General features: G+C 38.0%; 7 protein-coding genes. All 7 read right to left on the bottom strand.

What is annotated here, in order from left to right:
• Window positions 1-6: 6 nt before the first annotated feature.
• A complete protein-coding gene (locus HEQ28_RS11280) occupies window positions 7-3,144 on the bottom strand; it encodes a SusC/RagA family TonB-linked outer membrane protein (RefSeq protein WP_434502474.1) in 3,138 nt (1,045 codons plus the stop codon).
• 216 nt (window positions 3,145-3,360) lie between these two features.
• Entirely contained in the window at window positions 3,361-5,931 is a 2,571-nt protein-coding gene (gene xyl3A / locus HEQ28_RS11275; protein WP_434502472.1) for a xylan 1,4-beta-xylosidase, read from the bottom strand.
• Between the two features lie 25 nt (window positions 5,932-5,956).
• The gene (locus HEQ28_RS11270) at window positions 5,957-7,411 is read right to left on the bottom strand and encodes a family 43 glycosylhydrolase (protein ID WP_434502470.1); all 1,455 of its coding nucleotides are present in this window, start codon (window positions 7,409-7,411) and stop codon (window positions 5,957-5,959) included.
• Between the two features lie 16 nt (window positions 7,412-7,427).
• Window positions 7,428-9,338, bottom strand: a complete 1,911-nt coding sequence (locus HEQ28_RS11265) for a glycosyl hydrolase family 8 (protein ID WP_434502468.1) — start codon at window positions 9,336-9,338, stop codon at window positions 7,428-7,430.
• Between the two features lie 102 nt (window positions 9,339-9,440).
• Window positions 9,441-10,166 (bottom strand): hypothetical protein, encoded by a 726-nt coding sequence (locus HEQ28_RS11260; RefSeq protein ID WP_434502466.1) that lies wholly within the window; start codon window positions 10,164-10,166, stop codon window positions 9,441-9,443.
• The gene (locus HEQ28_RS11255; RefSeq protein ID WP_434502464.1) at window positions 10,147-10,962 is read right to left on the bottom strand and encodes a metallophosphoesterase family protein; all 816 of its coding nucleotides are present in this window, start codon (window positions 10,960-10,962) and stop codon (window positions 10,147-10,149) included. The genes HEQ28_RS11260 and HEQ28_RS11255 overlap by 20 nt, the downstream gene beginning before the upstream one ends.
• 184 nt (window positions 10,963-11,146) lie before the next feature.
• Entirely contained in the window at window positions 11,147-12,781 is a 1,635-nt protein-coding gene (locus HEQ28_RS11250; RefSeq protein ID WP_434502462.1) for a RagB/SusD family nutrient uptake outer membrane protein, read from the bottom strand.
• Between the last annotated feature and the right edge of the window lie 31 nt (window positions 12,782-12,812).

The following is a 12,812-nucleotide window of genomic DNA, read 5'->3' as shown; positions in this document are numbered from 1 at the left end:
TGATATTTAAAGGTTGATTTTAAGACCCAGGTTATAACGCTTAACTGTTGGATAAGCACCCTGAGAGGCAAGACCTGTACCTGCAAAGTTAGACTCACGATCATCAGGCATTTTTGACCAAACCCAAAGGTTGTTACCATTCAAGAATACACGAATACTACTAATACCAAGGCTCTTAACCCAAGACCCGGTAAATGTATATGCTATTTCAGCATTCTTCAAACGGATGAACGAACCGTCATAATGGAAACGTGTTCCTTCGTTGTAACTAGGTGTTGAATTGATGCGTGGCATTGGAGCATCAGCATCTGTTGTGTATTTTGACCAAAGTGTACCTTCATCAAACACAGTGTCAAGTTTTTTGCCTAAAGAATTGAAAGCAACATAACGGTTTACATTAGAAACACCATAGAACTGAACATAGAAACTCCAACCTTTCCATTCTGCACCAATAGATGCACTATATGTATTTTCTGGAGTACCTGTATATCCGTAAGGTGCGCTATCATTTGCATCAATAACACCATCACCATTATAGTCAATGACAGTATAGCTACCTGGCAACTTCTGGTTTTCATTGGTATTAAATTCTGTCATACCATAAACCTGATCCCATGTATTGGCAAAACCTGTTGTTAGATTTGCATGATCTTGTCCTATTGCATAACCAGCTTGTTTCTGATATGCAGGTTTCAAAGCAGGATCGTCCTTGAAGACAATTTTATTTACAGCATGTGTCATATTGAAGTTTCCCCACATATGAACTCCGCTTATAGTCTTGCTTAATCTCAATTCAAACTCATAACCATGACTTTTTGTTTTACCGAGGTTTGCTGTAGGAGCCTTAGCTCCAAAGTATGTTGGGATAGAACGATCACCACCATCAACAAGGATATCATGGCGATTTTCGTTAAAGAATTCCAAACTACCAGCAATCAAACCACCTAAGAAACTATAGTCAATACCAAAATTCTGTTTTGTTGCTACTTCCCAGTGGATGCTAGGATTACCAATTTTGTATTCTTTATACCATGTATAAGGACTATTATCTGTATAAAGACCATTAACTGATTGTCCTGCAATATTTACTCCCGTACTTCCATAAGCCCATTGCGTAGCATATAACCAACGGTCACTTACCCAGTCGTTACCGACTTCTCCATAGCTATAACGCAATTTCAACATATCTACATACTTCTTAATTGGCTTAAACCAGTTTTCCTCACTTACGAGCCAACCAGCAGCACCTGAATTAAAGAATACGAATCTGTTGTCCTTACTGAATTTCTCAGAACCATTATAACAACCATTATACTCTAAGAAATAACGACTTGCATAACTATATGTGGCACGGAAGGCCCAGTCCTCACGATAGTGAGTAAATTCACTTCCATAAGCAGTCTCATTACGGTTGAATACACCCATGGCTGTTACGTCATGTTTACCAAACTTTCCACCCCAGAACAACTGTCCCTGATAAAATAAGTTTCGGTTACCAACATTAGCCGTTCCCTTGTCAGTAGTCCAAAGGATGCCCTCGTTGAAATCAAATCCGGTTTTACTATCTTGTTTTTGAGCATAAGTTACTTCACCTGTTTCTGGATTTATCCATTTGAACTGAGCTCCATGGTTTTGGTCATTAATGCCACGCTTATCCTCTGTGAAAGAATTATCCCAAGATATTGTAGCATTTGCTTTTAAGCCTTTCAAGATAAAGCCAAGATCTTGTTCTAATGTAAAGTCTGTATTAATTCTTGTATTTGTTGTTTTACAAACACCAGCAAGCGCCAAATTTGTTATAGAATTAGGTGCACCCTGCGTATCATCTGGAAAATATCCCCATGTTCCATCGCTGTAACGAGGAATGAAAGCATCACTTGGTGCAGAATAAGCAGCTTGCCACAATTGAGTTTCAGCCCATGAATTAGATACTACACCATAAGGTCCTTGCTTAACTCCATTACTACCAAATAGATTTACTTTAAATTTGGTTGTTTTTGTAAGTTGAAAATCTAAATTAGAACGGACATTGATACGATTAAAACCATAACCAGCTTGATAACCACGGTTATTATCCCACTTGCGATAAAGGTCACCCTCATGCAAGAAATCCAAAGAAGCGAAGTACTTAACAAAAGCTGTACCACCACTTACATTAATATTAGGATTATAAGAAATAGCTGATTTATTAAAAAGTTCGTCTGTCCAATCAACATTAGGATATCTTTCAGCTTCTGCAAGGTTTGCAGGATGACGATATTTTTCAATAGTTGACATTGGCAAAACTTTTGACCAAGAATCTGGATTTAGTCCAAGTTCATTCTCTGCAGCCTGATTACGTACAGTTAGCGCATCAGCACTATTCATCTTGTTTGGTAATTTAGAAACAACTTTTGCTGTCATCTGCATACCGATTTCAATTTTTGCCTTACCCTCTTCACCACGTTTTGTCGTAATAAGGATAACACCATTAGCACCACGCACACCATAAACGGCTGTAGCACTGGCGTCTTTCAACACAGAGATATTCTGTACTGAAGCAATATCAATTGAGCCCATAGGACGCTCGATACCATCCACCAATACAAGAGGCTCACTGTTGTTCCATGTATTCACACCACGAATAAGAATTTTTGGATCCTCATCACCAGGCATACCAGAACTTGACATTGTGATTACACCAGGAAGATTACCCGTCAATGCTGCACCAAGGCTGGAAATACCACCCGTACGTGACAACACTTTGGCATCGGCCTGAGTAATAGAGCCCACAACGCTGGCCTTCTTTTGCTGACCATAACCGATAATCACGGTTTCCTGCAATGTGTGGTCGTCGTCTTTTAAGACAACCTTTACAGCTCTACCTTCTGTGACAACTACTTCCTGCGGAACCATACCAACATAAGAAACCAACAATGTTGCTTTCTTAACCGAAGTATTCAACACAAAATTACCATCGAAATCGGTAACTGTAGCCACAGAAGTTTTTCCCTTCATTACGACAGTGGCACCAATCAACGGTTCACCTTGCGAGTCGATTACGTTTCCTCTCAATGTGCCTTGAGCCAATGACGGGGTTGCCGACATTGACATAAACACAACAACAAGAGAAACGATTTGAAAAAGTCTGAGTACTTGTTTCATCTTTTAATTATTAGGTTTAGATTTTTAATTCGCGACTGCAAATATATTTAATACATATTAAATAAATATCATAAATTGTAACGAGCATTTTATTTTATGTAACATATAAGCTAAAATAGCCTAAAAACTAATGTTTTTGAAACATTCGAGGAATAAAAACGTGCCGAACTGAATATTTTCAGCCGGCACGACAACCATTACAAATATGAATTTTTACTAAAACATAATCGTTTCTTTTTGCAAATCTTTATCCTGCGAACTACTTCCATACATGATTTCAAAGTTACCATGACGTGTCCGAATCGTATTAGTTGTCTCATCAAAGAATTCAAATGATTTCTTATTGAGACATATTTTTGCAACTTGTTTCTGACCAGCCTTCAAGTTTACACGACAGAATCCACGCAACGACTTTATCGGTCCATTTGCATCTTGCATATCATGAATGTAAACTTGTAATATTTCAGTGCCGTCTTTAACACCGACATTTTCAACTGGTATCTTCATCAATATAGAATCGCCTTTATGTTCTAATTCTGCTTTACCAATATTAAACTTGGTATAACTTTCACCATAACCAAATGCAAATAATGGGTCGCTGAAATAACGATATGTACGACCTTTCATACTATAATCTTCAAAGTCAGGAAGCTGCTTCGTACTCTTATAGAATGTAACAGGCAATTTACCTGATGGATTATAATCTCCAAAAAGCACATCAGCAACAGCAGTTCCACCTTCCTGACCAGCATACCATGCCTGAACGATAGCATCACAGTTCTTTGTCTCTGGTTCGAGAGCTATTGCCGAACCTGAACAGTTTACATAGACTACTGTCTTACCTGCATTATGCAAAGCCTGAAGAAAATTACGTTGTACACTTGGAAGTTCTATATTAGTACGGTCACCACCCTTAAAGCCATCTATATTCACAGGCATCTCCTCACCTTCAAGAGCAGGAGAAATACCTCCGACAAACACGACCTTATTAATACCTTTCAACTTTGCAATGATCGCATCGTAATCAATGGTACTTTCGGTGCCTATGTTTATTTTCATATTTGCGCCCCAAGTCTTCACAAACTTATACCTAATTTCTATATTATAATTCTTTCCTGCCTCAACATTTATCGGAGTGCGTGTAGCAGTAGTTCGCCAAGTGTGATGTTTCTGCATTTGTTTTCCATTGACAAGCACCTCAAAATCACCACAACCCTCAACATTTACAACAACTTCACCAGACTTTAGCGGGTGCAAAGTTGTTTCATATTTTGCAGAAAAATCTTCGATCTTCACGTTAGGTGCAAAATTATGCATTCCAGCAGTTGTTACAGCCACCATATTATTATAATATTGTGTAGTAACTGGACTACCGCTCATTTCAGTGTTATTCCAGAATGTTCCTCGAAGTCCACGTTTTCCGTTAACCGAGCATTGTGCAAAAAGCGGATTAACAATCTTGTTGTCTGTAAGATCACATCCTTTAATATAGACAATATTCTTTTGTTTTGCTTTTATTCCGTCAAGGATGTTAACAGTATGGTTTGGTGTTCCATTATAATTACCCCACATCATTGGAGTATTTGCAGCATTAGGTCCGATAATAGCTATTTTTTCAGCACCTTTCTTCAAAGGAAGTACATTATCCTTATTCTGCAATAGCACTATTGTCTGACGTGCCATTTCAAGAGCTGTCTGTCTATGTTCTTTACAATCCATTACAGAGTAAGGTATTTTTGACCATTCAACAAGACTAGGATCATCCATTTCACCCAATTCAAAACGTCCCTCAAGAAGTCTCATTACATGTTTATCAACCTCTGCTTCAGATATTAATCCACGCTTCACAGCATCAGGGATACTTTTATATGTATAATTAAATCCACATTCCACATCAGTACCAGCCAATGCAGCCTTCGCTGTAGCATGGACAGCATCTGAAGCAGTTTTATGACTTTCATATATATCAGTAACAGCACCACAATCTGAAACCACAAGATATTTAAAACCCCATTCGTCACGTAATATTTGTTGCAACAAACGATTGTTACCACAACATGGCTCATCATCCAATCGTTGATATGCACACATAACCTCACGCACCTTAGCATCTTCTACAAGTGTCTTGAATGCAGGAAGATATGTCTCCCAAAGGTCTCGTGGACTAACATCATTAAGGTTTGCGGTATGACGTGTGTATTCTGGTCCACTATGCACTGCATAATGCTTAGCACAAGCCCATAACTTACGATACTTAGATGATTCAGGTCCCTGAAGGCCATTTACTACTGCCGTACCCATAACTGAAGTCAGATAAGGGTCCTCACCATATGTTTCCTGTCCACGTCCCCAACGAGGGTCACGGAATATATTTACGTTTGGAGTCCATACAGAAAGACTATGGAATTTTTCATCTTCACCGCCATTCTGCATTCTATGATTATACTGTGCACGCATTTCATCACTTGCAGCGTTAAACACATTATAAAGCAATTGATTATTAAATGAAGCTGCCATTCCTATTGGTTCTGGAAATACAGTAACATTGCTCATATTAGCAGCACCATGCAAAGCCTCGCTCCACCAAAAGAATTTCTTTATTCCCAAACGTGGAATTGCTGGTGATTCATCAAGCATCAACAGAGCCTTCTCGTCTAATGTAAGACGACTAAGAAGATCTTTTGCCCTTTCTGTCGCACTAAGTTTCGGATTTTGGTAAGGCAATTGTTGCGCTGTCATTGATAGCGACACAAACAACGTCAACACCATTGTCAATATTTTCTTCATATATTAATTTTTATTGTGTTATAGCCTATTTGAAATTCCATTTTGAATTATCCGTATTGAAATCATAAAGAGCTAAAGTTGGGGTACTGTCTCCTGCAGAATAAAGCACATAATGCGTATTTGGTTCAGCCTTTCCAGGTATCACCCTCGGCATTATCCTGTAAGTTCCGTCCGTGAGTTGCTCTATACGCCATTGCTGTTCTAGTTTACCTGTAAACTCAGGAACTGTTGAGACCTCTGCATCAGCTGTTGCCGTGAGGGCACGATTCGTTCCCTTTATTGTAATCTTATAATATGGTCCACCCAGATATCCTCCAGCTTCAGGTATTGCTGTTATAGTCCAAAGTTGATTTGGTCGGCACATATAGTCATTAGTACGTACGCTTATATCACCTTTCTTCCATGTTCCAACAACATCAGCCAACTGTTGATTAGGCAATGACTCTATCGGATCATTAGGATTTATGTGCCAAAACGCTTGCTGCTTTTGAGGTATTCTAACAAAGTCAACAGAAAGTTCCAAAGCATAGCCACGACGTTCTGATAGGATTGCATAGTCGCCTTCCTTAAAACTATCCCCTGCTACAGGCCATCCGTTTTTCCACAACAATGGTCTTATTGCCAATATACTACGACCACTGCGATTGAAATCTGCTTCATAATGGCATGACATTACTTCTACTCCATTATCAATTATTTCCCGTCCAAAATGTCCTGGACCTACAGCACGGTTATTGGCTGATATAACCATTCTTCCACCGCCCTCAAACATCGTGCGACCTACATTATCTATATATGGACCGAGAATGTTTTGTGAGCACCCTACAACTATATTATATGTAGAATTAACTCCATCACAGCATGTTCCATGTGTTCCCAAAAGATAATACCAACCGTCACGATATATTAAATCTGTAGCTTCACAGTCTATTGCTATATCTACAGGTTTGTTACCTGGTATTCTATCACCTGTTTTAGGATCAAGTTCCACGATGCGTATATTGCCGAAATACGTACCATAAGACATCCATAACTTACCGCTTGTTGGGTCAAGTAACAATCCTGGGTCTATTGCATCATTATCCTCATAACCGTCTGATGAAGCAACTTCTATAGGTTCTGTGAACTTAAAGTCTGGTGATTTTGGATCTAAGGACTTATTCCACATCGTAAAGATGTGGGCATTGTGTCCGCCGTTAAGTCCGCCGCCAGAATTTCCATAAGCAACAAGGTATCTGTCACCAATCTTTATTGCATCAGGGGCAGCACCACCGCCTGGTCTCACAGCTCCACTTTTCCAGTTCCAACCGTCATCAGACATCAATCCTCCTCCACCAGTACCAAATGTAAAATACTTGCCATTACATTCCATTATAGTTGATGGGTCATGAATATAAGGTTGACCAATTTGCGCATTTGCTGACTGAGACAAAGATAGCATTGCCGAAAGTGCGATGAATATATTATGAAAAGATGTCATTGTTTCTGATTTTAGATTACATATTATTTATAGTATAGTTCTTTATAGGTTTGCCGCTTTCATCTACAAAGCGCGCACAGAAATTACTCATTCCCGGACCATTTATAACTACTCCGCGAAGAATGTTCCTACCTTTATGTAATGTAAGCCTTTGCGACACACAATCATCTTTAACCATCCTGCGGTCGCCAGAAAGCAATAGTGTTTCATTACCATTCAACCACCACATAGATGCAGAATTGGAACCAACAGCAAGTCTAGCGTTCGGAATATCTTCCTTGCAGTCGATTATCGTAACCGCCCAAAACAAGACACCGTAAGTTTGCTTTCCAAGTCCAGAAGCCAATCTAAAGAGTTTCACATTATATTGCTGACTATCCATAGAATGCCATGTCAATTTATTACTACCTATCTTAACAACGCTACCATCCTTTGGAACATAAGTCTGTTGATTTTTGAAATACTCATGATAAAAGGCATCACGAAGATAACTATCCGTAAAGCCAGCATTACTTACATTAGGTTTATCAATAGGTTCCAGCAATGTCCATCTCCTTATAAAACCATTATCATCTGGAGCAGCATCTCTTGTTTTGCATTTTGAGAAATATGTTTCAAGCTGTGGTTCTTTACCATCATGCATAGGAGGAATTATTCTATAATTACCACTTAGTTGCATAAAGGCAAATAGTCTTAGCAATCCATCATAATATGCATCAAAATATCCATCTGATGATGGTTCGTGCTTAGCGTTCCATAATGCATTAACAAATTCTTTACTTATATCATGACCGCACATCAATGATGCAGTAGCAGTTGTAGCAAGAAGTCCTATGGAATGACGTAAAGCTTTTGGATAATCACCCGCAGCAAGTATTTCTTTCTCATTCGGCAATGTTCCATCTATGTTGTATTGATCAACAAAAGTATTGATTCCCTTTGAATAAAAAAAGTTCTGAATCTTCTCTCCGTATTCCCTCTGCCATTTCATATCAGTGCATGACCATTGATAATCCAGTGCAATGTTTGCAGGCACACGCCATGAATCATATCTAAATGTATTCATGACATAATCTCTCATTTTTATTAGTGTTCCATCATAGTTGCTTATGTCTGGATTCAAGGCTGTGGTATTATTTACAACCTTATGAAGATATTCTCTTGACGCAGCTGCAGCTTTCTGCCAGAAGTCTGTTCTTCCATCATAAGCCCAACGACTCCAAACATCATAAAATGCTGGAATATGGTATGAAGGATCGGTAAACCTACTACCAAATTTATCTGGAGTAAAAGTAATAAGATTTGTTTGCTTATCTATCAGCGGCATAATATCATTCTCGCCGTTCTTCAAGAAAGAACAGTTTATTATCTTCTGCGCTTCTTTTCTGTAATTTATACCAGTATCATTTCCCCATCTGTTGGCAGCGAATATAAGAGATGTAATATAATATAGCTCACCGTCAGATGCCGAACCTTCGGAATTTCGTGTTCCATCAATCTTGCAACTCCAAGCGAAATACCCTTCACGTGGTCCATTCTGATGTTGCATATGTTTTTTGCTCCATCGCCATATTTTGTCAAAGATATCTTTTCTATCAAACTGCACTGCAATCATCATTCCATAAGACATACCTTCAGTGCGCACATCATGATTTTTAATGTCCGAGATGTATGCCATACTGTCTCCTACCTCAAAATACACTTTGTGAGGACCATAAAAAACTTCTTTGAATACTTCATTCAGTTTGTTATCAACCTGTTTCTTGCTATATCCCATTTCAACAAACAGATTTCTATAATTGTTTGTTTGAAATGCGCCTTTATTCCATGGCACTAAATGAGTTTGCGTGTCCGGTATTGCAGCATTTGCACCAAGCACCGGACACGCTATGATAATTGATAATAAGATGTGTTTTACATTCTTCATGGGTATATAATGTATAAATCATTTAATGTTGCAAAAATAATAAATAATTCATACACACCCCATAATATATGTATCAGAAACTTTGCATAATGTTACATAACATTATAATAGCTGAAATTTCAACCCTAAGGATAAACCCAGAATATCCTTTAGTTTCACATCATTGTCTGTAAACATAGAACGTATATAAAGATCACAAGTACTTATCTCATAAAATGCTGTAATACTTTTCACAAACATACGGTGATTATTTGGAATAACCTTTGTAACACGTTGACCAAAAAACACATTAACTCTGAACTTTGTCGATAAAGCACTATAATACTTATCAGGATAGCGCTGTGGTTGACTGCGCCAGAACTCATGACCATATACTGTATTTATATATAAGCCTGTTTCAAATGGTTCGAATCCCCAACCTTTGCCTAAATATATACTCCATGGTATATAATTCTCTTTAAGCGTCATCGTCAGTTTTCCACGCGTGCTGTCATATTTTGGTATATACCCCCAAAGTACATGAGTTTCCCATTGGCGATGTTTACCATAATCCCATCCCAAACCTATAGAGAAAATTCCCATATTTCCCGCATTCTGAACCACTACCTGAGTTGGTATAAGAGCTGCCCAATACTTTCTGAAATAATGAACTCTTCGATCATAAACGCTTTCACGTCCTTTCTCTTTATATATATTCTGTTTGCTACTAGAAGTGAAATAAGCCAACGAGTCATTTAAACTTAGGCTATCAATCTCGTCAATCACACCACCTGCAAAGGAATGTAATGGTATAAAAAACAGCAAAGCACTAAAAATTAACGACTTCATATTTGTATCCTTCCTTAGTTATTGTGAATATATCATATTTGCGATGCTGTGCACAGTCTACACCATACCACATCAGTTTGTCATTAAACAACTCATCTGCCTGAGTAGCATGTTCATGTCCTGAAACACAAAACATTATTCCTGGGAATAAATGCACAAAGTAATTAAATGCCTTACTAACATTGTTGTTAAACTGCTCACTGCCTGGACGAGCATGCATCACTATCACTGTACGGTCAAAATCCGCTGAGTCCGATTTCAGCTCACTCTCCATAAAATCAAAATTAGGTACAGAAGCGAGATAATCATATTCTGTGGCATTCGTATTAAGACATACAAACTTAACTCTTCCTGCTATAAAACTGAAATCATTATCACCAAACATCACATGATAAGCTTGATCTCCTGTTCCTAGAAAATCATGATTACCAATCAATGCTACATGAAGAACATTAAGTTTGTTAAATATACTACGAGCCCATTCGTACTCCTTTGTCGTACCTGTGTCTGTAATATCGCCACAATGTATCACAAAATCAATATCGCTTCGTCTATTAATATCAGCGACCTCATCCTTAAAATCTGAATACCAACCATGTGTATCACTGATAAAGGCTATCTTCAATGTATCCTTATCCTTGCAAAGATCCTTTATTTTACTTATATTAGTAGCATTAATATGAGTTTCACCTTTAATATTCACATCATAGGGATGAACATCAAAAACATCATCGCATGAAATAAGCATAAGGGTTGTGAACAAGCACAACATTTTAATAATTCTATCTTTTATCATAATCCGTGGAAATCTTTTCAGTGGCAAAGGTACGCAAAAAACTATTTTTAAAGGAATAGTTTTCAATCTTTTAAATAAAAGATACAAAAAAGGTTACTATCCGTTCACACAGACAGTAACCAATACACTAACAAATTACCAAAACATTTTATCTATAAAATCAATTAAAAAAATCACATAACAACTAATTAGCCTCGTTTCCTTTTAAATTCGGGTTATTATTCAATTCTTCTTGAGGGAAAGGAAGATACATCTTGTTTTCATTCCATCCAAGTTTCTTAAGAGGCTCTAGATATTTAGAATCCTTCATACCCCAGCGCATTAGATCAAAATAGCGATAATACTCGCCCATGAGTTCTACACAACGCTCATGCTCAATCACATTCATTACATTATCCATCTTAAATCCATTGATTGTAGGAGCATCTTTCAACAAATCATCTACATTAGGTATTGTCCCAGGTGACTTTGAATACCATAGCTTTGACTGTTCAGATGGAACAACATTATTTGCCCTATTTCGTACTTGCTGAATCCAATATTTTGCACCAGTATTATCATTTACATCTGTACCATCATGTCCTGTAAAGTGCAAACATTCAGCATACATAAGTAATATATCAGAATAGCGCATAAGTGGATCGTTAAAATCATCATCTGCATCTGAAATCATCTTATCCGGACAAGCCTTACGCGTACCATAAAGATCCTTGTCAGAAGAACACTTAGCGTTCATGTCATCGAAAGTAACAGTATTGCCTTTCATATCTGTAAAGTCAGCACCACCAGGACACCACAACGTCATATAACGTCTTGGGTCTCCATTCTCAAATTCATTATATGCCATTGGAGTAGGAGCAAGATTCCACCAGCAGCCTCCTGTCCCATCAGGAAGTCCAATGTTTATCCAGCGCCATGAATCACTAAGGTCACCCCCCATCCAACTATTACCATTATGCAACTGTACTTCAAAAACACTCTCTACGCCATTTTCTGTTGCGGGGTCATTAGTAAAATTATCCTTGAAACTAGCATTCAACTTATACTCGCCACTTTCAATAACCTTTTTGAGAGCAGAAATAGCTGTCTCATAATCTGCACTACTACCTTTTTCTATAAGTGGACGCCATAAGCAAGCTTTTGCAAGAAATCCAAGTGCTGCTCCCTGAGTCGCACGTCCTATATTTGAGGCATCAGCATATAGTTTACTACGTACAGGCAACAATTCAGCAGCCTTCTTGAAATCATTTATTATCTGTGGATATATCGTTCCCTTTACAGCATTTGCAGGATAATAGTCTGCATTTGTTGCTATGGCATGATCATAAAGAGGAATCGTCTCCCCATACAATGACGCTAAATTCAGATAATACAAACCACGAAGAAAATAAGCTTGTCCAAGCATTGTGTTCAGAGTTTCCTTATCATTATCGTTTACCGCGAAATTACTCATTTTATCTATTGCAAGATTAGCCGCCATTATACCATTAAACCAATCTTGCCAAGGTCCCATCGCAGCCGCATCACTTGCAGGTGTATTGTATGTATCCTGATACATATTTGACCATTTGTAAGTACGCTGATAATCATCACCTGGAGCAAGAAGCGTGAATAGTGTCGTGAAACAATATCCTCCCTGATTTCTTCCAATAAGGGCTTGGTAAGCCGGTATTAGCGACTTCTGAAGCTGCGATATCTTTTGATAGTAAGTATTGGTTGAAACTTCCGACGGATTATTAAGGTCCATATCGGGTTTACAACTTGACACAGTTGCCAGCAAACATGCAGCAGCCATATATTTAATTATATTGTGTTTCATATGTATTCCATTTTAATATTTGTAATATAGT

Origin of the sequence: Prevotella sp., from assembly GCF_051059605.1 — a bacterium.
In the GTDB taxonomy this organism is placed as follows: Bacteria; Bacteroidota; Bacteroidia; order Bacteroidales; family Bacteroidaceae; genus Prevotella.
Note: the sequence above shows the minus strand (reverse complement) of the source record. Positions and strands in the feature narration are given on the sequence as shown.